The sequence below is a fragment of the Paraburkholderia dipogonis genome (assembly GCF_046027395.1).
In the GTDB taxonomy this organism is placed as follows: Bacteria; Pseudomonadota; Gammaproteobacteria; order Burkholderiales; family Burkholderiaceae; genus Paraburkholderia; species Paraburkholderia dipogonis_A.
Genome location: NZ_JAQQEG010000026.1, coordinates 1 through 23,560, shown reverse-complemented (window position 1 = coordinate 23,560; position 23,560 = coordinate 1). Strand labels below are relative to the sequence as shown.

The 23,560-nt window shown below is 63.5% G+C and carries 21 protein-coding genes; 9 read left to right on the top strand and 12 right to left on the bottom strand.

Features of this window, described 5'->3' with window-relative positions; genetic code table 11:
- Window positions 1–29: 29 nt before the first annotated feature.
- Both PQR32_RS25510 and PQR32_RS25505 read right to left on the bottom strand, forming a co-directional pair.
- Window positions 30–926, bottom strand: coding sequence for a LysR family transcriptional regulator (locus PQR32_RS25510; RefSeq protein WP_408233271.1), 897 nt, complete (start codon window positions 924–926; stop codon window positions 30–32).
- Between the two features lie 78 nt (window positions 927–1,004).
- Entirely contained in the window at window positions 1,005–2,228 is a 1,224-nt protein-coding gene (locus PQR32_RS25505; RefSeq protein WP_408233268.1) for an amidohydrolase family protein, read from the bottom strand.
- A 255-nt stretch (window positions 2,229–2,483) separates the two neighbouring features.
- Here PQR32_RS25505 and PQR32_RS25500 point away from each other — a divergent pair, with 255 nt between their 5' ends.
- Window positions 2,484–3,515 carry a GGDEF domain-containing protein gene (locus PQR32_RS25500; RefSeq protein WP_408233265.1) on the top strand — a complete coding sequence of 344 codons (1,032 nt, stop codon included), beginning with the start codon at window positions 2,484–2,486 and terminating at the stop codon, window positions 3,513–3,515.
- 13 nt (window positions 3,516–3,528) lie between these two features.
- Here the strand turns inward: PQR32_RS25500 and PQR32_RS25495 are convergent, their stop codons facing one another.
- Window positions 3,529–4,437 (bottom strand): LysR family transcriptional regulator, encoded by a 909-nt coding sequence (locus tag PQR32_RS25495; protein WP_408233262.1) that lies wholly within the window; start codon window positions 4,435–4,437, stop codon window positions 3,529–3,531.
- 128 nt (window positions 4,438–4,565) lie between these two features.
- On the opposite strand from PQR32_RS25495, the gene PQR32_RS25490 reads away from it, so the two are divergent.
- Complete coding sequence (locus PQR32_RS25490) at window positions 4,566–5,348, top strand: glucose 1-dehydrogenase (RefSeq protein ID WP_408233259.1); 783 nt, start codon at window positions 4,566–4,568, stop codon at window positions 5,346–5,348.
- Window positions 5,349–5,620: 272 nt separating this feature from the next.
- Window positions 5,621–5,929: a hypothetical protein gene (locus tag PQR32_RS25485; protein WP_408233256.1), complete on the top strand. Its 309-nt coding sequence runs from the start codon at window positions 5,621–5,623 to the stop codon at window positions 5,927–5,929.
- 11 nt (window positions 5,930–5,940) lie between these two features.
- Here the strand turns inward: PQR32_RS25485 and PQR32_RS25480 are convergent, their stop codons facing one another.
- The 4 genes from PQR32_RS25480 to PQR32_RS25465 form a co-directional block, all read right to left on the bottom strand.
- A complete protein-coding gene (locus tag PQR32_RS25480; protein ID WP_408233253.1) occupies window positions 5,941–8,784 on the bottom strand; it encodes an Hsp70 family protein in 2,844 nt (947 codons plus the stop codon).
- A complete protein-coding gene (locus PQR32_RS25475; RefSeq protein ID WP_408233250.1) occupies window positions 8,781–10,640 on the bottom strand; it encodes an Hsp70 family protein in 1,860 nt (619 codons plus the stop codon). The genes PQR32_RS25480 and PQR32_RS25475 overlap by 4 nt, the downstream gene beginning before the upstream one ends.
- The gene (locus PQR32_RS25470; protein ID WP_408233247.1) at window positions 10,637–11,209 is read right to left on the bottom strand and encodes a DUF2760 domain-containing protein; all 573 of its coding nucleotides are present in this window, start codon (window positions 11,207–11,209) and stop codon (window positions 10,637–10,639) included. Before PQR32_RS25470 ends, PQR32_RS25475 begins: the two co-directional genes overlap by 4 nt.
- 317 nt (window positions 11,210–11,526) lie before the next feature.
- Window positions 11,527–12,423: a LysR family transcriptional regulator gene (locus PQR32_RS25465; RefSeq protein WP_408233244.1), complete on the bottom strand. Its 897-nt coding sequence runs from the start codon at window positions 12,421–12,423 to the stop codon at window positions 11,527–11,529.
- A 133-nt stretch (window positions 12,424–12,556) separates the two neighbouring features.
- Here PQR32_RS25465 and PQR32_RS25460 point away from each other — a divergent pair, with 133 nt between their 5' ends.
- Both PQR32_RS25460 and PQR32_RS25455 read left to right on the top strand, forming a co-directional pair.
- Window positions 12,557–13,216 carry an NADPH-dependent F420 reductase gene (locus tag PQR32_RS25460; protein WP_408233241.1) on the top strand — a complete coding sequence of 220 codons (660 nt, stop codon included), beginning with the start codon at window positions 12,557–12,559 and terminating at the stop codon, window positions 13,214–13,216.
- A gap of 61 nt (window positions 13,217–13,277) precedes the next feature.
- The gene (locus PQR32_RS25455) at window positions 13,278–13,439 is read left to right on the top strand and encodes a hypothetical protein (RefSeq protein ID WP_408233238.1); all 162 of its coding nucleotides are present in this window, start codon (window positions 13,278–13,280) and stop codon (window positions 13,437–13,439) included.
- A gap of 203 nt (window positions 13,440–13,642) precedes the next feature.
- On the opposite strand, the gene gfa is transcribed toward PQR32_RS25455, so the two are convergent.
- Together gfa and PQR32_RS25445 are read right to left on the bottom strand one after the other, a co-directional pair.
- Window positions 13,643–14,218, bottom strand: coding sequence for an S-(hydroxymethyl)glutathione synthase (gene gfa, locus PQR32_RS25450; RefSeq protein ID WP_408233235.1), 576 nt, complete (start codon window positions 14,216–14,218; stop codon window positions 13,643–13,645).
- 73 nt (window positions 14,219–14,291) lie between these two features.
- Window positions 14,292–15,401, bottom strand: coding sequence for an S-(hydroxymethyl)glutathione dehydrogenase/class III alcohol dehydrogenase (locus PQR32_RS25445; protein WP_408233233.1), 1,110 nt, complete (start codon window positions 15,399–15,401; stop codon window positions 14,292–14,294).
- A gap of 294 nt (window positions 15,402–15,695) precedes the next feature.
- Between PQR32_RS25445 and PQR32_RS25440 the strand changes: the two genes are divergently transcribed.
- The 3 genes from PQR32_RS25440 (at window position 15,696) to PQR32_RS25430 (ending at window position 18,634) form a co-directional block, all read left to right on the top strand.
- Window positions 15,696–16,733, top strand: coding sequence for an aromatic ring-hydroxylating dioxygenase subunit alpha (locus PQR32_RS25440; RefSeq protein WP_408233230.1), 1,038 nt, complete (start codon window positions 15,696–15,698; stop codon window positions 16,731–16,733).
- A 19-nt stretch (window positions 16,734–16,752) separates the two neighbouring features.
- Window positions 16,753–17,727: a PDR/VanB family oxidoreductase gene (locus PQR32_RS25435; protein ID WP_408233227.1), complete on the top strand. Its 975-nt coding sequence runs from the start codon at window positions 16,753–16,755 to the stop codon at window positions 17,725–17,727.
- A gap of 100 nt (window positions 17,728–17,827) precedes the next feature.
- On the top strand, window positions 17,828–18,634 hold the full coding sequence (locus PQR32_RS25430; protein ID WP_408233548.1) for a transporter substrate-binding domain-containing protein: 807 nt from the start codon (window positions 17,828–17,830) through the stop codon (window positions 18,632–18,634).
- A 98-nt stretch (window positions 18,635–18,732) separates the two neighbouring features.
- On the opposite strand, the gene hutH is transcribed toward PQR32_RS25430, so the two are convergent.
- The 3 genes from hutH to PQR32_RS25415 form a co-directional block, all read right to left on the bottom strand.
- Window positions 18,733–20,307 (bottom strand): histidine ammonia-lyase, encoded by a 1,575-nt coding sequence (gene hutH, locus PQR32_RS25425; protein ID WP_408233224.1) that lies wholly within the window; start codon window positions 20,305–20,307, stop codon window positions 18,733–18,735.
- A gap of 199 nt (window positions 20,308–20,506) precedes the next feature.
- Entirely contained in the window at window positions 20,507–21,634 is a 1,128-nt protein-coding gene (locus PQR32_RS25420) for a LysR substrate-binding domain-containing protein (RefSeq protein ID WP_408233221.1), read from the bottom strand.
- A 163-nt stretch (window positions 21,635–21,797) separates the two neighbouring features.
- A complete protein-coding gene (locus tag PQR32_RS25415; RefSeq protein WP_408233218.1) occupies window positions 21,798–22,694 on the bottom strand; it encodes a fructose bisphosphate aldolase in 897 nt (298 codons plus the stop codon).
- A gap of 354 nt (window positions 22,695–23,048) precedes the next feature.
- Here PQR32_RS25415 and PQR32_RS25410 point away from each other — a divergent pair, with 354 nt between their 5' ends.
- A complete protein-coding gene (locus PQR32_RS25410; RefSeq protein WP_408233215.1) occupies window positions 23,049–23,447 on the top strand; it encodes an RcnB family protein in 399 nt (132 codons plus the stop codon).
- Window positions 23,448–23,560 lie beyond the last annotated feature (113 nt).

Genomic DNA, 23,560 nt, shown 5'->3' with positions numbered 1-23,560 from the left:
GCCGGAGAGGCCTCTCTATCCCCGCAGAACTACTCGAAAAACCCCACCGCCAGATCGATAAACTCCCGGATCTTGCGCGGCACGAACTCCCGGCTCGGGTACACGAGCGAGACCGCGACGTCGCCATTGAGCACGGCGTGGTCGTCGAGAATCCGCACCAACGTGCCCGCGCGCAATTCATCGTCGACCATCTCGAGCGGCAGCAGCGCGATGCCCATCGCGCCGAGCGCCGCCTGTTTTTGCATGATCATGCTGTTGACGGTGAACGACGCATCGAGCGCGATGCTCTCTTCGCCGCCGTCGCCCTTGCTGAACACCCAGGTCTGAGGGCTCGTGTCGAGCGGCGCGGTGATCACCCGGTGCCGCGCGAGGTCGGCGGGCGTTTTCGGATGACCGGCCTGGGCGAGATAGGCAGCCGACGCCACCGGCACCGCGTGCGAGTTGATCAGGCGGCGCACCACCAGCGACTCCGAGCGGATCATATGCTCGGTCACGATACCCACATCGAAACCGCCTTCCAGCAGATCGACGCGTTTTTCGGTCAGCGTGACGCGCAGATTCACGTGCGGAAACTTGGCTTGATATTCCGCGAACAGCGGCGTGAGGCGGAATAGCGAAAAGCTGCCCAGCGCCACGATGCGCAGGTCGCCCGCGACTTCCTTCGAGGCGGTGGTCGCGCGCGATTCGACTTCCTCGAGTTCGGCCATCAGGAGGCGGCAGCCGTCGGCATACTCGGCGCCGGCTTCGGTCAGCACCACCTTACGCGTGGTGCGCTGGAACAGGCGAATGCCGAGATGCTTTTCAAGGCTCGACACGTGGCGCGTCACCACCGAGGTCGAGACGCTGAGTTGCTCCGCGGCCTGCGCGAAGCTGCCCGCGTCGGCAACCTTGACGAACGCCTGCATGGCCTGAAAGAGATTGATCATGTGAGTGCGAAATGCGTTGTAGCGGGTGACGTGGCGCGACCGCCGCCATGCGTGCGCGCAGCCTCGCCAGCGTCGTGTTCAATTCAAGGATTCGGGACTCGCGCCGTGGCGTGCGACGATCCGGCCATTGGCCACCACCAGCTTGCGCGGCGGCCGCGCGACGAGCGCGTGCGCGAGCGTGTCGGCGTCGACCAGCACGAGGTCGGCGCGCGCGCCGGCGTGCAGGCCGTAGTCCTTGAACCCGCAGGCGCGCGCGGCCGTGCTGCTCACGCAGTCGAAGGCGAGGGCGAGATCGTCGTCACGGCGCAGGCCGTAGCGCATCGCAATCAGCATCGCGCGTTCGAGCATGTCCGGCGAGCCGTAAGGCGTCCACGTATCGCGAATGCCGTCGTTGCCGCCGAACAGCGTGACGCCTTTTTCAAGGCAGGTTTTGAGCGGCGGCACGGGCGTCGAGGAGGGTGCGGTGGTCAGCAGTGCGACGCGGAGATCGGCGAGGCGGTCCAGCAACGCGTCACGTTCGCGCTCGGGCAGCGCGCCAAGACAGAACGCGTGACTGACCACCACCTGGCCTTGCATGCCGAGCGCAGCGACGCGGTCGAGCAGAAGACCGAGCGTGAATGCGCCGATCTCGCCGGGCTCGTGCAGATGAATATCGATCGGTTTGTGATGGCGTTCCGCGAGCCCGAACGTCACGTCCAGCGAAGCCACCGGATCGCCGTCGATCAACGCCGGATCGAGCGCGCCGAGCACATCGGCGCCGGCGCTCAGCGCGCCGTCGAGCAACGCATCCGTACCCGCGCGGCCGAGCAGCCCCGATTGCGGAAACGCGACGATCTGCATGTCGAGCACGTCGCGCAGCGCGTCACGCGTGGCAAGCACACCTTCCAGATGACGCAGGCCCGCGTCGGTGTCGATATCGACGTGCGTGCGCAAGCGCGTCGTGCCGGCCTGCAGAAACGCGCGCGCGAGGGCGAGCGACTGCGCGCCCGCGTCATGGCCGCTCTCGGCGCGAAAGCGTCGTTCGTTTTCGATGCGGTCGGTCAGCTTCGGCCCAACCTCGTTGCGATACCAGCGCATGCCCCAGTTAGTCTTGTCCAGATGCGTATGGCCTTCGACTAAACCCGGCAGCAGCAACGCGCCCGCGCCGTCCTCGCGCGTCACGCCAGGCTCGCTCGGCAGATCCGCGCCGATTGCGGCGATGCGGCCGTCGGCGATCGAAACGTCGACACGGGTGCCGTCGGCGAGGCGGACGTCGGTGATGAGCAAAGCGCTCGTCGGGCGGTGATGGGCGGTTGTCGTCATGAGAACAGGTCGGCGGCGTCGCCCGCTTGAACAAAGCGCGGCGAAGGCATGGGCAATTGTCTGTTGAAAAGGATGTGCCGCCTGTTTTTTGAGCAAACGCAGGCGGCGCGTGACTGGCGGGTGAATTGTACTTCCTGGCGCCACGCGTCGATCCGCGCCGCCATGCCTGGCTTGCGCACGGACAAACTTCACGGCCGCTCAAGTTTCGCGTGCGTATGCCGTTGACACGAGCTAATTACATTCTGGAACCCAGCCGTGCAACTCGCCTTCAGTAACGACCGTCTGTCCAGCCGCATGCAGTTCGATTCGTCCGCCGCCGGCGAACCCGAGGTGGAATCGTCGGTGATCGAATGGCTGTTGCACGACGATCAGGTGATGCGCGAATGCTTCACCCACGCAGCCGAAATTCTCAAGAGCGTGACCGGCGCGGCGATCACCGCGATCACGCTGCTCGACGAGGAGTATCAGCATTACCGCGCCGAGGTCGGCATGGCGATGCCGCTCGTCACGCGTGCCCGCTCGCTCGCCGACTATGCCGTGCGCGACGAGGAGCTGTTCGTCATCGAAGATGCGCACAACGACGCGCGTTTCGGCGAATGCATGCTGGTGCAGCGGCATCCGTTCGTGCGTTTTTATGCGGCGATTGCGCTGCGCGCGCCCAATGGCGAGATCGTCGGCGCGTTGTGCGCGATGGACCCGTCGCCCGGCCGGCTCGACGCAGGGCAGCGCGGCGTGTTCTACCACCTGCGCGCGATGATCGAGAACGATCTGAAGATGCGCACGGCCACCGCGATCGATCCGCTGACGCAGTTGTACAACCGCCGTTTCCTGCTGGAGAGCATCACGCGCCGCTGGAAAGAAGCCCAGGACGGCGACGTCATGGGTTCGGTCGTGGTCGACGTCGACTGGTTCAAGCAGTACAACGACACCTACGGCCACCAGGCGGGCGATCAGTGCCTGCGCAAAGTGGCTTCAGTGATGCAGGCGGCGGCCGATGGCGAACGCATCATCGTCGGGCGCATGGGCGGCGAGGAGTTCGGCCTGCTGGTGTTGCAAGCGGAGCACGCAGCGCTCGAAGACACGCTCGACACGCTGCGCCAGCGCGTGGTGGATCTGGCGATCGAGCATCGCGCGTCGCCGCTCGGCAGGGTGACGGTGAGCGTGGGCGCGTCGTTGACACGCATCTGCGAGTCTTCACGGCCGGCGCATCGTGAGGGTTTCGCGAGCGCGGACCAGGCGCTGTATCGATCGAAACATGGCGGTCGAAACCAGGTGACGATGGCGTAGGGCGCCTTTGCGTTCAGGACGTCTCGTGCAGCGCGCAGAGCTGGCTCACCCAGTCGGCGAACACGCGAAGTTTGGTGCTGTAACGGCGGCTCGGTGGGTAGGCGAGATAAACCTGCAGCGGCTCCGGCCGCCAGTCCGTCAGGATCGGCACGAGATCGCCGCGCTCGACCGCCGGCCGCACCATGAAATCCAGCGTATGAACGATGCCGAGGCCCGCGAGCGCGGTGGCCAGATGCGCATTGCTCTCGCTCACCATGACTATATTGCGGACGTTGTCGAGCACGAGAGGCTCGCTGTTCTTGAAGAAATGCAAGGGCTGCACGATTCCGCTGCTTGCCGAGAAGTAGCCGACCACCGCATGCCCCTCGTCGACGATCTGGCGCGGGTGCAAGGGCGCGCCATGTGCGGCCAGATATGCCGGGCTCGCGCAAGTCGTCCAGCGTAGCGTGCCGATCGCGTGTGTCACCAAAGCGGGGTCATCCGCCGAGCTGCGAATCGCGCAGTCGATGTTCTCGGCGATCAGATCGGCCGTACGGTCCGTCACGCTCAAGCGCACCTGAATGTCCGGGTAACGCGCGCAAAATTCGGGGAGCGCGGGAATCAGGATGCCGCTCGCGGTCGAGCCGCCGGTGTCGACCCGCAGCACGCCGCGCGGACTCGCGCGATCACGGCCCAAGGTCGCCTCGATATCGTCGAGTTCGCTCAGCAGGTGCCGCGTGCGCTCGTAATACGCCGTGCCGTCCGTCGTGACACTGACGCTGCGCGTGCTGCGCTCGAGGAGTTTCACGCCCAGGTGATCTTCGAGCGACTTGACCCACTTGCTGACCGTCGCGTTGGGCATCTGCAGCGATTGCGCCGCGCGGCCGAAGCCACCGGTTTCCACCACGCGCGCAAAAATGCGGATGGCCTGCAAATGATCCATGAGGGTTCCGTTCGAGTGGATTATCCACAGATGTGAATAAAGAAACCACAGGATACATATTTATCTCCCTGTGTGCATGAAATAAGCTGGGTGTCATGGTCAACCGACCTCACACACAGGAGCAGTTCATGAATCAGTCCGCACTCGAAAACGTCAATCCCCGCAAACACGCCGGCAAGATCGTGCTGGTGACCGGCGGCAGCAGCGGCATCGGCCTCGCCGCCGCAACGCGTTTCGCCCAGGAAGGCGCGACCGTCTACATCACCGGCCGGCGTCAGGCCGAACTCGACGACGCGGTGGAGCACATCGGCCACGGCGCCATTGCGATTCGTGCGGACATCTCGTCGGCCGCCGACCTCGACCGGATGTTCAGCACGGTGCAGGCCGCCCACGATCGGCTCGACGTCCTGTTCGCGAATGCGGGCGGCGGCGAGTTTTCGCCGCTCGGCGCGATCACCGAGGCGCAGTTCGACAAGTACTTCGGCATCAACGTCAAAGGCACGCTGTTCACGGTGCAGAAAGCCTTGCCGTTGATGCGGCCGGGCAGCGCGATCGTCGTCACGGGTTCGATCGCCGGAAGCAAGGGCATGCCGGCCTTCGGCGTGTATGCCGCGACCAAGGCCGCGCTGCGTTCGTTCGCGCGCACATGGGCGACCGATCTGAAGGGCCGCGGGATTCGCGTCAACGTGGTGGCGCCGGGCGTGGTGGTCACGCCGGCCTACAAGTCCGAACTGGGCATGAGCGACGAGCAGATCGACGCCTTTCGCCAGCAGGCCAGCGAGACCACGCCGCTTGGCCGCGTCGGCGAACCGGACGAGATCGCCAAGGCCGTCTCGTTCCTGGCTTCCGACGACGCGAGCTTCATCACGGGGATCGAATTGGCTGTCGACGGTGGCATGACACAGGTGTAGTACTACCAAACAATCGTCGAGTCGTCATACAAAAAGGCCGGGTTTTCCGGCCTTTTTTGCATATTGAGAGGTAGAGCGACGCGGCGCCTAAAGCAAAACTTACCGATACTCATCAGGCAATTGGCAGCATGTATCGATCATGCGTCTGCGCATGACGTTTATTCGCCACGCATAAGGTTCCCTTAAGCTTCAACTGTTCAGATAGAAGGAGATGGTTGCGTCAGGCCGAAGCATAAGAACGCTTGGCTGCGCCGGCAGAGGAGAGCTGCTGGTTGTACACGCAACGAAAAAGACAACCGAGAAAAACAACGATGCGCAACGGACGAAAATCCGCTCGAGAGGCAGAGAAGGCGCTCTGCAGATCCACTTACATGATGGATCTGGCGCGCGGTAGTTCGTACATAGCCAGCACGTTGACGCCGGCGACGCAACAGGCCGCCATCGCCGAAGTCTTGAACGGATTTCGCGCGCAGCACGGCGCCGACACACTGCTCATATTCCGCGAGCTGCTCGCGGAGAGTCTCAAGAATCGCAAGGACACGCTTGCGGCGGAAGCAGTGCTGAGTTTCGCGCTGCCCTAGTCGCGCGAGCCTCAGTTCGCGATCAGCTTCAGTCCCGCCGGCAGCGACTCGCCGAACACGCGGCCTTCGTCGGCGTTATCGAGCTCGACGTTCTCGCTCACCATGGTGATCCACGCACGCGGCGCGTTGGCCGCTTCGAGCCGGCGCACTACCGCAAGACGCAAGTCTTCGGGCAAGTCGCGCGAGCGGTCGCCGGTCATGCGAGCGATCTGCACGGCGGCAAATGCGGCGGGATCGACCTTCTTCCAGTCGAGCGCGAGGATTGCGCGGAGCCATGCTCCCGCAATCTCCGGCGGCACGACGCTATGCGCGCTGCCGTAGAACGGCCGCCGTGCACCGATACGGCCGACCGCCCACCAGCTTTGATGATTCTCAGCGGGCTTCTTCAGACGCGTCAGCACCGATTCGCCGAGCTCGATCTTGCGCTCGACAGGAATCCGTTCGAGCGACGCGCTCAGGCGAACCATGTCGGTGAAGCCGGTTTTCGCCACGTCGAACGGCAGCTTGTGACGCGACTGCGCGGCGCCTTGCAGATACGCCATCGCGTCGAGCACACGCAGTTGCGCGCTTTCGTCGAGCCCGCCGGCGGCGCGGCGCCACAGTGTCCACCACTCCGACCAGACCTGGCTCTCGTTGACGTACTGGATGCCGTCGTCGAAGAGCGACCAGAGTTGTTCGACGCGCCATTCGTCGAGCGGATAGCCGAAGCCGGGACGCACGCAATAGCCGGCCAGATTCAGCCAGAGGCGCTCGTGATCCGCCGAGCGGCGCCGGCGGCGCGCGCGTTCCCACAGCGCGCCAAACAGTTCGCGCAGCAACGCGCTGTTCCAGGTTTCGCGCGGGCCCAGCAGTTGTTCGAGTTGCGCGCGCAGGCGTTTGACTTCTTTCGGATCGACCTTCTGCGCACGCGAGCCAAAGCTGCGGTCGATGTGTTCGATCGCCTGATCGAGCGCCGGATGACGAGCCGGTGCTGCATCGCCCGCCAGATTCACTTGCGCGTCTTCACGGCGCAACTGGAATTCGAGCAACCAGCGCTGCGCGGGATTGTCGAGTTCGATGCAGTGGACTTCGAGCGTGCCCACTTCGGTCAGTGACGTCGCGATCTGCACCGCGGTTTCGCGCGCGCTGCCCGCGCCGCGCGGCTGCACGATGGTCGCGATCGGCGGCAAGCGGACGAAGTCGCCGCCGGCGAGATCGATCAACTCGCCTGGTTGATACACCGTGTCCGCGCTCGACGACACGAGGTGAAAGCGCACCGGATGCCCGAGGCGCAGCGCGAACGTGCGATCCGCGATCAGAATCTCGTGGCCTTCTTCCGTGCCGCGCGGCAGCAGGCAGATGCCGCGTTGCACGGGCTCGGCATCATGCTTGCCGTCGCCGGCTTCGTCGAGCACGAGGAAGTAACTGCGCGGCGAGCCGCCGCCGATTTTCGGCGCGTTGCCCGCGCGCGCGAGCGAATAGGCGACCGCGCCGCGCGCCACGGCGACGTCGGGGTTGTCGTTGTGCAGCACGTTGAGCGGCTCGCCGCGCCACGTGCCCAAGGTGCTGGCCAGACGCTGCGTGAGCGCTTCGGCCCGGAACACGCCGCCGTTCAAGAGCAGCGTGTCGGGCACTGGCAACGCGTCTTCGTCCGGTGAACTGGAGGACTCGACGCCCAGCGCTTTACGCGACTGCGCTGCGAAGCGGCTCAGGAATGCCGCGATATGACGCGTGACCGCGGCATCGGTCGCATAGGGCAGGCCGAATTCGACGATCGCGCCACGCGGCCTGCCCGGCCGTTCGTGCGAGGCCACCGCCGGAAAGAAGCCGTCGACGATGATCCGCTCGACCTCCTCGCGCGTGACCTGCGCCGTGCGCGCGCCGCCGATCAGCTTCGAGCCCGCGCCGAGCAGCGTGATGGAGGCGGAGTCGGGCGCCTGCGGGCCGAGCAGTTGTTCCTTCGCATTGCGGCAACGCTCGACCAGTTGCGACAGACTCGCCGCCGACAGGCGCGCGCGCTCGCCCGCCTGGTTCGCGCCCGGCAGCCGCGCTTCCACCAGATGCGCGAGCGCCAGATCCATGTTGTCGCCGCCGAGCATCAGATGATTGCCCACGCCGATCCGCGTGAGCTGCGGCTCGCCGTCGCGCAGGCTCACTTCGATCAGCGTGAGGTCGGTGGTGCCGCCGCCGACGTCGCAGATCAGCACGAGGCGGGTATCCGCGAGCTCGCTTGCCAGCCGCTCGCGATGATGAAACAGCCAGTCGTAGAACGCCGCTTGCGGCTCTTCCAGCAGCTTCAGGTTGTGCAGGCCGGCCATGCGGGCGGCTTCCACGGTCAGCGCTCGCGCGCCTTCGTCGAACGACGCCGGCACCGTGAGCACCACATCCTGGCGTTCGAGTGGCGCATCCGGAAAACGCTGGTTCCAGGCCGCGCGCACGTGCGCCAGATAGCTCGCGCTGGCTTCGACCGGCGAGACTTTGCGGACGTCGTCGGCGGCGCCCCACGGCAGGATCGGCGCGGTGCGATCCACTGACGCATGCGAGAGCCAGCTCTTCGCGCTCGATACGAGCCGGCCAGGCACCTGAGCGCCCAGCACACGCGCGAACCGGCCGATCACGACCGGCTGTGCGTCCGCTTGCGCGCTGGTTTGATCCGCGCTGGACCACGGCAATTGCAGATCGCCGGGGTTCAGCTCGCCTTGGGCCGCGTGATAGCGCACCGAGGGCAGAAGCGGCCGCGCGGCCACTTCGCCAGGGCTCACCAACTGTTCGATCTCGAAGACCTGGATCGACGGTGACCCCGCCTCGGCATAGGCGAGCACCGTGTTGCTGGTGCCGAGATCGATACCGACGCTGTACCGCTTCATCTCATTCATGCATTCGCGTTGCCGCGCACGTCGAACTCGACTTTCCAGCGCTCGTCGGTGCCACGCGGCACGGCTTCGAGTTCGAGCGTGCCCGCCTCGGTGACGCGCGCATGCAGCTTCACCGGCACGACTTCACCGGCGGTGCGGCCGGCGGCGGGCAGCGTCGCCTGAATCTCCTCGAGTTCCTGCAATTCCTCGGGGCCCCAGAAGTCGAGCAACGTGCCGACCTGATCCTGACGGCGCACCGACGACCCGAAGAAGCGGAAGTGCACCGGCTCACCGACCACCAGCCCGAATTCCTGCGCGGGCAGTTCGGCATCGGTGCCTTCCTCCATGCCGAACGGCGCGACGCACAGCGCCTGGATCGGCGGCTCGAGACCGGGCACGGCGGGCATCGCCGATTCGATCGCGATGTAGTACGCGCGCGCCGTGCCGCCGCGGATCCGCACGCCGCGGCCGCGTCGCACGTAGCCGTAATAGGCCGCGCCGCGCGCGACGGCGAGATCGAGATCGGCGCCTTCGAGCAACCGCGCCGGTGCCGCGTCTTCCGCAGCGAGCCAGTTGTTGAGCGTGCCCATGATGCGTTCGACCAGCAGTGGCGACTTGAACACGCCGCCGTTGAACAGCACCGCCGTGGGATGCAGGAAGCTCGCATTCTCCGCAGCCGCGATGCCGCTCACACCTGCGAGTTCAGCCAGCGCGCCCACTTGACGGCCGAGAAACGCCGCGAGGTGCCGCGTGATGCCCGCGTCCTGCGCATACGGCAGGCCGAGCTGCGTCAGACCGGCACGCGCGCGGCTCACCGGACGCGCGGCACTGTCCACCTGCGGGAAGAAGCCTTCGAGGATCGTCTGGGTCAGTTCGGCCCGCGTGAGCTCGGTGCGGATCGAGCCGCCGATCAGCTTCGAGCCGCGGCTCGGCACGACGAGCGGGACCGTGTCGGTGGCCGGATCGCTGAGCAGCGTTTCCTTGGCCGAGCGGCACGCATAGGTGAGGGCGCGCAGTTGCCACGCGTCGGCCTGGGTACCATGTGCCGCCAGCTTGCGGGCGACCACGTGCGCGAGCGCGAGGTCCATGTTGTCGCCGCCGAGCAGAATGTGTTCGCCGACCGCCACGCGATGCAGTTCGAGATTGCCTTCGCGCTCGATCACGGCGATCAGCGAGAGGTCGGTCGTGCCGCCGCCCACATCCACCACGAGGATGATGTCGCCGACCTTGACCTGCTTGCGCCAGTCGCCGCCGCTCTTCTGGATCCAGCTATACAACGCGGCCTGCGGTTCTTCCAGCAGCGTCATGCGGCCAAAGCCTGCTGCCTCGGCGGCTTCGGCGGTCAGTTCGCGCGCGGCCGGATCGAACGATGCGGGGATCGTCACCGTGATGTCCTGCTCGCTGAACGGCGCGTCGGGATGCGCGTGATCCCAGGCTTCGCGCAAGTGCGTCAGATAGCGCACCGAGCTTTCGAGTGGCGAGACGCGCGCGACTTCAGGCGGCGCGTCGTTGGGCAGAATCGCCGCGCGCCGGTCGACGCCCGGATGGCACAGCCAGCTCTTCGCGCTCGACACGAGCCGGATCGGCGTGGCCGCGCCGCGGCTGCGGGCGAATTCGCCGACCGCGAATTCGCGCTGGCCGGTCCACGGCAGATAGAGGTCGCCCGACGCGAGTTCGTCCGGATGCGGCAGATAGAGGAACGAGGGCAGCAGATCGAGGTTGTCGATCGCGCCGGGGCCCGTGAGTTGCGCGATCGGCAGCACGCCTTGCGAAGTCTTTTCGCCGTCGCTGGCGCTCGTGTCCACGTAGGACAGCGCGCAGTGCGTGGTGCCGAGGTCGATGCCGATGGCGTAGCGTGATTGGCGTGCGTCGCTCATAGCTCCACCTCGGCCGGTGCGATCACTTTCGCGTTGTGGCTGTCCGCGAGTTTCGGCAGACGCACTTCGTCGACGCGCCAGCCGCGATGGCTGATGCTGCCGTTAAACGGCGCGCGGCCGACGACGTTGCCGGTCAGGCGAATCGAGGCCGCATCGAAACCTTCGGCGAGCGTGACGCGGCTGCCTTCGGCTTCGTCGCGCACCGGGCGGATCGTGAAGTGCTCGCGCAGCGTCGCGCGGCAACCGTCGTGCACGAGGCGCGCGGCCGCGCCAATGTCGGCGTCGCTATAGCTCTTGATGTCTTCCTCGACGAAATCGATGAAGCGTGCGTCGCGTTGCAACAGGCCGAGCAGTTGCAATGCGGCGTCGGGGCTGGCTTCCTTCAGCACGGGCGCCGGCTGCGGTGCGGGTGCGGGCGTGGGAGCCTGGGCGGGCGCGGCGCTGGCGGTCACGCCGCCGTCACGCAGACGCAAAACGCCGGCGGCGAATTCGCCATCGCCGAGAATGCGGAAGAACGTGCCCACGGCCAGGGAAATCCTGCCGAGGAAGGATGGGTTCGAATCGGTCATAAATGCTCCTGAGGTGCTCTGTTAAAGGACGAGCTGTCCTGGCTGCGCCGCACGCGATTGGCCGCCAAGCCGCGCACAGCTTGAGCGGGCCGTCGTCGTGCGAGTTTGCGAAGGTCGGCGGCGCGCGTGCCGCCGGCGTCTGATTCAGCGGATGCGCGGCGCGGTTTGCGCGCGCAAAACTCGTATTTTGCCTTGTGGCGCGCCCGAAGCGGCCAAAGCCGGCCATTCTAGCGGGCAATGCGGCGAGATTGGCGGGTTGTCACGGGCGTGTGGTGAGCATTGGCATGCGGCTCGTTCGCGCGTTGTTCACGCTTGGTTCACGCGTTGTGCGGGCCGAATTCGGCCACGACCTGGTCGATGAACGCGCGCAATTTCGGCGTGACGCGGCTGGCGGGGAATACCAGATGCATCGGCCGCGCGGTTGCCTCATAGCCGGACAGCAGGCGCACGAGGCGGCCCGCCGCGAGTTCGTCCTTGACCGCCACTTCGGGAGCGAGTATGACGCCGCCGCCGTTCAGCGCGGCGGCCAGTAGCGCCTTCACGTCATTGGCCTCGAAGCGGCCGGCGATCGGCACCACGTGCTCGCCTTGCGCGTCGGCGAAACGCCATTCGGTGTCGGCCGGCATGCTCGTATAGACGAAGCTCAGACATTCGTGCGCCGTCAGTTCTTGCGGCGTGCGCGGTTCGCCGCGTTCCGCCAGATAGCCGGGCGACGCGCACGCGACCAGCCGGTAAGGCATCAACGGCCGCGCGATCAGCGACGAATCCGACAGCGCGCCGAGGCGGATCGCAGCCTCGTAACCCTCGTCGATCAGATCGACGAAGCGGTCGGTCAGCGTCAACTCGACCCGCACCTCGGGATGCGCTTTCAGATAGCGCGTGATCATCGGCGCGAGACAGCAGGCGCCGAACGTGACGGGCGCGGTAATGCGCAGGCGTCCGCGCGGCGATGCCGACAGTTCCTGGGCGACCGACTCGGCTGCCGCGGCGTCGGCCAGCAGCGCCTTGCAGCGCTCGTAGAAGATCTGGCCGATCTCGGTGAGGCTCTGGCGGCGCGTGGTGCGGTTCAGCAGCCGGGCGCCGATGCGCTCTTCGAGCGTGCTGACGTGCTTGCCGGCCATTTGCGACGAGATGCCGAACGCGAGCGCCGCCGCGGCGAACGAGCCGCTGTCGGCGGTTTTGACGAAGATCGCCATGCTGGTCAGTCGATCCATGATTCCCCATTCCTGCTTTCGACAGTCATCGAAATAGGCGTATTTATTCCGTTTAAGTTTTGAATCATAGTGGTTCTGACCGGCGAGCGGGTGCTCGGCGGAGCGATCCTCGAACAGGCACGGAGTGTGAAACATGAAGATAGGCATTCTCGGCGCGGGCTTTATTGGCCGCGCGATGGCGGCTTTGGCGAAGCAGAACGGTCACGAAGTCATGATCAGCAATTCCCGCGATCCGCGGACTTTGATCAGCACGGCTGCGGCGCTCGGCTGCGCGCTCGGCACCGCGCAAGAGGCGGCGAAGTTCGGCGAGGTGGTGGTGGTCGCCGTGCCGTTCAGCAGCATCGACGCGCTGCCGGTGGCGGCGCTCGACGGCAAGATCGTGATCGACACGTGCAATCATTATCCCGAGCGCGACGGCCAGATCGAGGCGCTCGACAGTCACGCCACGACCACCAGCCAGATGCTTGCCGCCGCATTGCCTGGCGCTCGCGTGGTGAAAGCCTTCAACGCGATTCTGGCGAGGGATCTCGAAACCGATGGCTCAGCGCCGCATACGCCGAAGCGCCGTGCATTGCCGTTTGCCGGTGACGATGAAGCGGCCAAACGCGTCGTGAGCGGGCTGCTGGATCAGTTCGGTTTTGATCCCGTCGATGCCGGCGCGCTGGCGGACAGTTGGCGCTTCGAGCGCGCCAAGCCGGTGTATTGCATTCCGCTCGACCGCGCGGGCATGCTGGAAGGATTGGCTGCGGCACAGCGGGATGTGGAGTTGCCGCACGGCTCGTGGCGGCATTGATTGCCGTTGTCGTGGTTGCTTTGGAAATTGAAGCATCGGTGCTGATTGCGACGCGCATACCATGGACCGTGCAGCTGTCCTCCTGCGCGTCGTCGTTGGCCTTGCGTTCGACGTGTTCGATCTTCCGACGGCGCTCAAGGTATGGTTCTCGCGCGCCGTCGTCGCGATGGTGATCGGCGTGGTCGCCTTGCATATCGGCGGCAAGCGCGCCGAGGCGCTTTAGGGCGAAGCTGAACAAGCCGCCAGATCGGCGACGTTCAGAGCATTCATTGGCCAGGCAGCGATCGAATGTGTCGGCAAAATCATATTGCCGGGCCGTGACGGTATGCGTCCTGCTATCCGTCAAAACAGGCACGCCGTTCTATCCCCTCCACTGCGAGTCCTGTAGACGGGCGGATCCGTACGCACGATCCGCCCTGAGTTTCGCTACTTCAGCACACCATTGCGCTTGGCGATATGCGTGGACATCGCGTCCATCAACGGCGGGTTGAGCGCATCGTACGGTGGCAGTCCGAGCTCAGTGAGCCGCGCACGCACATCGTCCATCTGTTCCGGTTTCGCGCCGCCAGCTTCGATTACCGACGAGACGAAAGCCGCAAAGCGCGGCTCTTCCCAGCCGCTATCATCGGAGAGTTCGACGTGGATGAAGTCAAGACCGTAGAACGGATGGTCACGGTTTTCTATCCGGCCATACATGTGCGTTCCGCACGCCTTGCAGGCATGGCGCTGGATTGCCGCTTTCTCGTCGACGACCTGGAGTCTCTCGGCATGAGCGGTGACCGTGACCTTGTCGCGCGGCACCACGCCTATCATTGCGAAAGCCGCGCCAGCCGGCTTCCAGCACTTCGTACAGCCACAAATGTGGTTGTGTGCGACGTTACTTTCTACCCGAACTTCGACTCTGTCGCTCTGGCATTGGCAGTGGAGCGTACCGCCGGTGAAACCCGGCGTGCCCTTCCTGACACCGGCGTCCACTGACGGATGTATTGTCAAGGTACTCATTCTGCCACCTCCAACGTTTCTGAATGAAAATCGGCGCAATGACGCTGCACCGAAGACGGCGCACAGTCGTGTCCTAGTAGTTGATCACGGTGCGAATCGACTTGCCGTCGTGCATCAGATCGAATGCTTCGTTAATCTGATCAAGCGGCAATCTATGCGTGACGAACGGGGCAAGCTGGATGTCGCCTCGCATGGCGTCTTCCACCATGCCCGGCAGTTGCGAGCGGCCCTTCACGCCACCAAATGCTGTGCCTTTCCATGTGCGGCCCGTCACCAACTGGAACGGGCGTGTCGAGATTTCCTGGCCGGCCCCCGCAACACCGATGACGACGGACTGTCCCCAGCCGCGGTGTGCGCACTCGAGCGCCGCACGCATGACATTGACGTTGCCGATGCATTCGAATGAATGGTCGACGCCCCAACCGGTCATTTCAACGATGACCTGCTGGATCGGTTTTTCGTGGTCTTTCGGGTTCACGCAATCGGTGGCGCCGAAGACTTTTGCCAGCTCGAACTTCGAAGGGTTCGTGTCGATCGCGATGATCCGGCCGGCCTTGGCCTGGCGAGCCCCCTGAATGACAGCGAGTCCGATGCCGCCGAGTCCGAACACGGCGACGCTGTCGCCTGGCTGCACCTTCGCGGTATTGTGCACGGCACCGATACCCGTGGTGACGCCGCAACCCAGCAGGCAGACCTGTTCGTGATTGGCAGCCGGATTGATCTTTGCAAGGGAGACTTCGGCGACCACGGTGTACTCGCTAAACGTCGAGCAACCCATGTAGTGGTAGACCGGCTGGCCGTTGTAGGAGAAGCGGGTCGTACCGTCCGGCATCACGCCTTTGCCCTGGGTGGCACGTACGGCTACGCACAGGTTCGTCTTGCCCGACTTGCAGAACAGGCATTCGCCGCACTCCGCTGTGTAGAGCGGGATCACGTGGTCGCCCGGCTGGACCGACGTGACGCCTTCACCGATTTCCACCACAACGCCTGCGCCTTCATGCCCGAGCACGCAGGGGAACAGGCCTTCCGGGTCGTCGCCCGAGAGCGTGAAGGCGTCCGTGTGGCATACGCCCGTATGGGAGATCTTTATAAGCACTTCGCCTTTCTTCGGCGGTGCAACGTCGATCTCGACGATTTCCAGGGGTTTTCCTGGCCCGAATGCAACTGCAGCACGTGATTTCATGACAGATCCCTCAATGACTTGCGCGATAAATTTGTATAGACAAGTTTGCACAATTAAAAAATGTGCCGCAAGAGGTTTTGATCCTGAAGTCGTCAATCCTCGGGAAACTCCTTACATATTAAGAGTACTTAGCATCATGCCGGGGAGCGTTGCACGAAGCGAATTGAAGTACTCGCGTGTGAGTCTTTAGAAAAACTAAGCCTCGCCTGTAGTTCAAATCGTTTGATGATCCGCGGCTGTTGTTCCTATCCTTTGCCCACTGGACGATTGATTGAACACGAAAGGGGGCAGGGAATGTATTTGCGGAACGCGTGGTATGTCGCTGCCTGGAGCGACGAGATCGAAGACAGGCCGGTGAGGCGAATCATTCTGGAGGAGCCGGTCGTACTCTATCGCGATTCGGGGCGCGCGGTGATCGCGCTTGAAGATGCGTGCCCGCATCGCAAGCTGCCCCTGTCGATGGGCGAAGTGACAGGCGATAACCTGCGCTGTGGTTATCACGGACTGGAGTTCAGTCCTGACGGCGTTTGCGTGCATGCGCCGGGTCTTGCCAGGATTCCGCCGAAGGCCTGCGTGAGACGCTATCCGGTGGCCGAGCGCTACGGATTGGTCTGGATCTGGACGGGCAACCCTGAGCTGGCTGATCCGGACGAAATACTGACCGTTGCGCACTATGACGATCCGGCGTGGGGTGTCAATCTCGGTCCTGCGATGGACGTCAACTGCGGCTATCTGTACATGACGGATAACCTGCTCGATCCGTCTCACGTCACGTATGTCCACAAGACTTCGCTGGGTAACGTCGCCACCGCGGATGTGCCGGTCAGGATGACTGTCCTCGATAACGGCGTGCTCGCCTCGCGATGGATGCTGGATTGCGAACTCGCACCGTTCTTCCGACCGTATGTGAGCTTCGCCGGTCATGCCGACCGGTTGCAGCACTATGAGGTGCGCTATCCGTCGCACGCGATTATTCGCGACATCATTGCGCCGGCGAATTCGGGCGCGCCGCAGGGGCAATTGCATCCGGATGTGTTCCTCCTCGACTCATATAACTTCGTGACACCGGTGACCGAGCATACCTGCCGCTACTTCTGGTTTCAGGTGCGCAACTTCCGGCCCGACTGCGCGGCGACAGACCGGACGCTCACCGACGATTTCATCAGCGCATTCAATGAGGATCTGGTCGTGCTGTCCGCGGTCGATTACGGCATGACGAACAAGCGAACGCCTAATACGGACATCGAAACCGACGCAGCGCCGCTGCGTTTTCGCCGCATGCTGCAAAAGATGATCGAAGCCGAACATGCGCCACAACCTGTCGTTTCGTGACTTCCCCGGAGATACTGCGATGAGCGCCGGTACAGATACGATTGAAGTGCGCATCACGGACGTCGACGCGGCGGCCGACGACACCCGCGTGTTCTGGCTGGCCCGTGCAGATGGTGCGGCGTTGCCGGCGTACGCGCCCGGCTCGCATATCGACGTTCATCTTCCGGGTGGACTGGTACGCCAGTACTCGTTGTGCGGCGCCGACGCCAGTGCACCGGCGTACCGGATCGCCGTCAAACGCGAACCCGCGTCCCGGGGCGGATCCGCATGGCTGCATAGCGCCGCGCAGGTCGGCACGCAAATGCGGATCGGGACTCCGCGCAACGCGTTTGCGTTGAGCGATACGGCAGATCAGCACCTTTTGATTGCTGGCGGAATCGGCGTCACGCCGATTCTCTCGATGGCTTGCGCGCTCGCGGCATCGGGAGGGCGTTACACGCTCGCCTATTTTGCGCGCAGCGACGCGTCTGTCGTATTCCGTTCGGAGTTCGGACGATCACCTCTTGCGGATCAGGCGCGTATCCACGTCAGCCAGTCGCCAGCCGCGACTCGCGAGTGCATTACCGGTCTGCTATCCGCAGCGTTGCCCAACACGCATCTCTATGTTTGCGGTCCACCCGCCTTCATGGAGATGACGGTAGGCCTTGCCCGCGACATGCTGGGCGAACAGTTCGTGCATCAGGAGTCGTTCGGCCCTGCGGTGCCGGTTGCGGGCGATGAACGCGAGTTTTCGGTACAACTCGAAGGCAGGAGCGACGCAATACCCGTTCCGGCAGGCAAGACCGTGCTGGCGTGTCTGCGCGAGGCGGGATTCGACCTGCCATCGTCGTGCGAAGTGGGCGTGTGTGGGACTTGCATGATGCGCGTTCTCGCGGGCGAGCCCGATCATCGCGACACCTATCTGACCGATGACGAGCGCGCGGCCGGGACGTGCTTCCTGCCATGCGTATCGAGGTCGAATTCAGCGGTGTTGGTGCTTGACGAGTTGGCGTGAGCGGCACCTGGTTTTTCATTCAAATCCATAGGCAGGGAGACTTCAAATGAACCTCAGTCGTCGGGACGTTGTAAAGGCAGTGGCTTGCGCGGCGTCCGTCATGGCCGTCGCGTTTTCTTCAACCAGCTACGCGAAGGAGTGGAAAACCGTCACCATTGCCCTCGAGGGCAGCTATGAACCGTGGAATCTCACGCGTCCGGACGGGACGCTGGATGGCTTCGAACCGGAGCTCGCGAAAAATCTCTGCACGCGTATGCACGTCCAGTGCAAACTGATCGCGCAAGACTGGGACGGGTTGATTCCCGGGTTGAACTCCGGCAAATTCGACGTGATCATGGATGCCCTGTCGATCAGTGACGAGCGCAAGAAGGCGATCACCTTCTCGAAGCCGTATGCGAATACGCCGGCCGCTTTTGTCTCGGTCGGGTCGGGCGTGCTGCCGAAGCTGCCGCCGGGCGCCGTACCCATCAAGCTGACCGGCAATCCGGCAGCCGACAAGCCGGCCGTCGACCTGTTGCGCGTCAGCCTGAAGGGCAAATCGATCGGGATCGTCACGGGGACGGTCTATAGCAAGTTCATCAACGAGAACTTCAAGGATATTGCGAGCATTCGCGAATACAAGAACGCTCCGGAACACGATATCGATCTGATCGCAGGACGCATCGACGTGGCGTTCGACGACGCGTCCTACTACGCGTCCGCCTTGTCGAAACCCGCCAACGCGACGCTGGGATTCACCGGTCCGAAGATTGGCGGTCCAATCTGGGGGGATGGTGAAGCGCTCGGTTTGCGCAAAGCCGACACGGACCTGAAAGCCATGTTCGATCAGGCGATTGCCGCGGCGCTTGCTGACGGGACGGTGCACACGCTCAGTCAGAAGTGGTTCAAAACGGACGTCACGCCCTGAAGTTGAATTTCAGATCGATACTTAGTTTAGTTTTACTGATTGAATGAGCCGTCGATATCCATGGAATCGACGGCTCTCATTTGCCATTCCTGGAGCGGTTATTCGTGCAGCGCGCCGGTGATGTTTTCGACGACGCTCAACAGGTCGCCTTGCGTAACCAGTTCGTGAATGTGCACCATGTCCGGATGGAAGAAGCGATCGTCTTCCACCTTGGGCACCTTCTGCCTGATCCGGGCGTAGACCGCTGCCGTCGCAGGCGAGGCGTCTGCCGGGTCGAAGAAATCCAGAGCCTGGGTCGCCACCATCAGTTCGATCGCGAGGACATGCTGGAGTTTCTGCGACGTCTCATAGGCCTTGCGCGCGGCAAGATATGCAAAGCTCACGGGGTCCTCCTGATTGCCACTCGTCGAGACGCTATCCACGCTCGCAGGATGAGACAGAATACGCATTTCTCCGAGCAGGCCCGCGGCGGTGTACTGAACGATCATGTAGCCGCTATTCAGACCGGGGCGCGGCGCGAGGAACGCCGGCAGTTCGCTGAAGTGCGGATTCACCAGCCGATCGGTCCGGCGTTCGGAGATTTTGGCGAGGTTGGTCATTGCGATACAGAGGAGGTCGCTCGCGATGCCAACGAACGTGCCATCGAAATTCGCGCCTGAAATGGCGAGGCCGTCGCCCTCGTGCGGATAGATGACGGGGTTGTCGCCGCAGGAACCGACCTCGTCGAGAATGGCCTCGCGCGCGTCGTTGATGGCTCGCTTCGAGGCGCCATGGACTTGCGCCATCGCGCGCAGACTGTAGGTATCCTGCAAGCGGTAATCGACAAAGCGTTCGGTCAATGCACTGCCAGCGAGAATTCGTCGCAGATTGTCTGCCGCGTTGGACTGGTCCTGGTGCTTCTTGACCGAGTGGTAGCGAGCGTCGAGCGCGCGTGTGGTGCCCTTGAGCGGCTGTAGAGACATGGCAGCAGCAATGTCAGCAACCTTGGACGCTTCCAGCGCGTTATGCAGCGCGAGCATTCCGATTGCGGTCACCGAGGTCGTGCCGTTGACCAGTGAGAGCCCCTCCTTGCAACGCAGGGTATGAGGTTTCAGGCCGGCTTTCTTCAGCGCCTCCAGACCGCTCATCCGTTCATCGCGATAAGTCGCTTCGCCCTCGCCAATCAGGACGAGGGCCATGTGCGCTTCGGGTCCAAGGTAGCCGACCGAGCCGTCACCTGGCGCAACCGGCGTGATGCCGTTATTGAGCAGGTCCGCGATCTGCTGCAGCAAATCGAGCGTGACACCGGAATAGCCTTTTCCAAGGCTGTTCAGGACCATGAGCTGGGTGGCCCGGACTACCTCGCGCGGCAGCGGGGCGCCCACCGAGACCGCGTGTGACCGCACGATATTGCGTTGCAGGTCCTCTGCTTCTTCTGGCTGGATCACGCGGGTGGAATTGTCGCCGAATCCGGTAGTGACGCCGTAGACGAGGCGATTCTCCTCGAGAAACCGCTCGACCAGCATGCGTGAGCGCGACACGCGTTCACAATATTCTTGCGAGAAGCGTACCTTCGCGCCATGTTTTGCTACCGCGATAAATTCCTCGATCGATATGTCGTCATCGCCGAGCAGCACTTCGCTAATGTGCTTTGGACGAGCCCGCAGGCTATCGTGCCTTGTATTGATGTTCATGCGTGATCCCTATGATTTGGCTGGTTAGCTGAAGCCATGCGGCCAGGCATGCACCGGCAAACAGCTATGGCTGACGCGCATGGATTCGCTTTCGAGCATAGGGTGGCGCATGGACGCCGACAAACCATTTAATCTGCGGAGTCTCTATAGTTTTTCTAAAACACGAGCAGCGCTGTCGGGACCTGTAAAGATGAACGGATCAATCAAATATCGTGTTGATGTCGCGTTGCGTCTGTACGGCTTCCTCGGTCAGCCAGTCAAGGAATTGCCGTGCGTCCGGCGTATCGAGCGCGCCGGGTTGCCACACTAGGTAGTACGGGTACGGCATGGGCAGCGAGATCCTGAAGGGTGCGATCAGCAGTCCCTGCTTCAGACTATCGGCAGTGAAAAGTCCCTGACCGAGCGATACACCTCTGCCGCGTAGTGTCGCATCGACGGCCATTCCTGAAAGCGAATAGGTCAACGGAGCAAGTGTGTCCGGCACAGGGACGCCGGCTGCGCGCAACCAGTCGCCCCAGGTCGGCGGCGATCTGTCGTCCCAGCCCCACTCGACATGGACAAGCGGGTAGTGCAGCAAATCCGCGGGCTGCTCGATCGGGCGGTCCGCCAGCAGCAGCGACGGCGAGCACACGGGTGTCACCCGGTCGGTGAACAGGAGGCGGCAGTGGGCTCCGTCCGCCGGCGGCGATCCGTACGTCATACGGATATCCCAATTGCTTTCCCCGCGCTTCGGCTCGCGATCCGTGGCCTCGACGTGGACGCGCACGCCGGGTGATAGCGTGTGCCACTTATCCAGCCGGGACGCAAACCAATGCGTTGCAACCGAAGGGAACGTGCTAAGTGTCAAGTGGGGACCATGCTGTGCCGCTTCCAGGGTCGTGTGCGCGGTATGAAAGCATTCGAAGCCGCGGGCCACGTGCTCGTGGTAGAGCTGACCGAGCGCGGTGGGGCGCAGGCCGGTGCTTTCGCGATCGAACAGCGCGACGCCGAGGAATTCTTCGAGCTGGCGGATCTGTTGACTGACCGCTCCGGGCGTCACGTGCAGTGATTCGGCGGCGGCGACTACATTCTTGTTGCGGACCACGGCATCGAATGCCTGGAGGGCGCGCAGCGGCGGCAAACGGTTCATCTTCAGGGTTCCGGAACTGGCGGCACGCTGGCCATTCGGAGCGGACGCCAGCGCCCCGATATTAGTGTAAAAAGACGGTCCGAAGCTGCTCGCCAAAATAATCAGGATGCCGTTCGTGGATAGCCTTATCGTCGTGCGGGATCGTTCATCCCGAGCGCCGTTCGCCGTGTCGCGGCGAGAGGCCGAAGTTCGATCCATGGCGGCGGTCAGACCATGTCGCGCGTTACGCGAATGTGCGAGGAAGGATTCGTGGAGCATCAGGCCGCGAGCTTTGTCCGGCCGTGAGACCGGACAAAGCAGCCTGTTCACGTTCGGCGAACCAGGGCCTCGATTCGCCAGGCGCCGCCGCCTGCAAGCCGCTTCAAACCTTGACGACGGAGGCCTGATAGATCTCGTCGACGGACTTCTCGAGCGTCGCGTTGAACTCGCTGTCGCTCATCGATTCCTTGAGCTCGTTGATCAAAGCCCTTGAGAAGCTGGCGATCATGCCGTGATTCGAAGCGAGCCGTTCGCACGCGTCGGCTCGCGTGTAGCCTCCGGAAAGCGCGACTACCCGTGCGACGCGCGGGTGCTCGATCAGTGGACGATAGAAGTCCGCTACGTCCGGTATGGTCAGCTTGAGCATCACTTGACGGCTATCCGGCAACGCATCGAGACCTTTGGTCAGTTCGGCGAGGAGGGTGGCTTCCGCTCCGGGCTTGTCCGGACTCTTGATCGAAATCTCGGGCTCCAGGATCGGCATGAGACCGTGCGCGTCGATCTGTGCTGCCACTGCGAACTGTTGCTTGACGATCGCAGCGATCCCGCCTGGCGAATTCAGGTTGATGACCGAGCGCATCTTGGTGCCGCAGATACCGAGCTTCACGGCGCGGGCGAGCAGATCGTCCAGGCCGGGAATCGGCTTCATCAACTGGACACCGTCGGCTTCGGCTTCCAGGCCCTTATCGACCTTCAGGAACGGCACGACGCCGCGTTCCTCCCACAGGAAGGCCGGCACGGGTTTCCCCTGTGCCTGTCCGTCCATGGTCGCTTCGAACAGGATGGCGCCGATGATCTTGTCCCCCGTAAAGGCGGGCGCCGTGATGATGCGCACGCGCATCTCGTGTATCAGTTTGAACATCTCGGCGTCATTGCTGTAGGCGCTCTCCGGAATGCCATAAAGCCGCAGTGCGCCAGGGGTCGAGCCGCCGCTCTGGTCCAGGGCGGCAAAAAATCCCTGTTTTTCACAAACTTGCGCCAGCATCTTCTCATCAGCCACGATCGTCTCCCTCTTTCACAGTGGAATATCAAACCAGCACGTCTGGTCGCGACACGTTGCGTTCAATACGTTCAGTGTGATGATGTTAATGCAAATGTGAGACTCAATGAAAAAACGGTCATCCCTTGTTTCAGGGAAGGAGAAGTAGGTCGTTTTCATTACGCGTGACGCGCAAACATTATTTAACATACACTTACATCGCATTTTGCTAGGCTTGACGTCGCATGCGGCGCGGCCGGGAAGCAGACTCACGGCCGCTCACCAGCCAGTCGGTCAGAGGCAACCTCGCGCGCTGAACCGTCCGTTAAACCGCGCGCCAAACCGATTCCCCGCCATTCTCTCTGGGACACAGACATGAAGTCGAGAATCATCGCACCGCTTTTGATCGCTTCGTTACTTGGCACGTCGGCGGCGGCTTTCGCGCAGCCGCATCATGACGATCACGGCGGCGGCCAGCCTTCGCACGGCGGGCCAAACCCTGGTCACGGAACTCCGCATGGAAAGGGCCACGGGCCTGCTCCGCACGACGCGTCGCGTGGTGGTCCCGGTGGTCCCATTCCTCATAACGACTGGCACAAGGGCGAGCGGCTTCCGGCGGAGTACCGCGATCGCAATTACGTGGTCGACGACTGGCACGGGCATGGACTGCAAGCGCCGCCGCGCGGGTATCAGTGGGTGGGCGTGAACGGGGACTATGTGCTCGCTGCCATCGCGACAGGTGTCATCGCCAACGTTCTGCTTTCCGGGCACTGAGCGGCCGGATCGATATCGATCGATCCTCCGAACTGCCTGGCGTTGTTCGTTCTGCTGATATGAGGACCGGGGGGGGGGCGCGCGCGGGCGGCGCGGGGGGGTGGGTGAGTTTG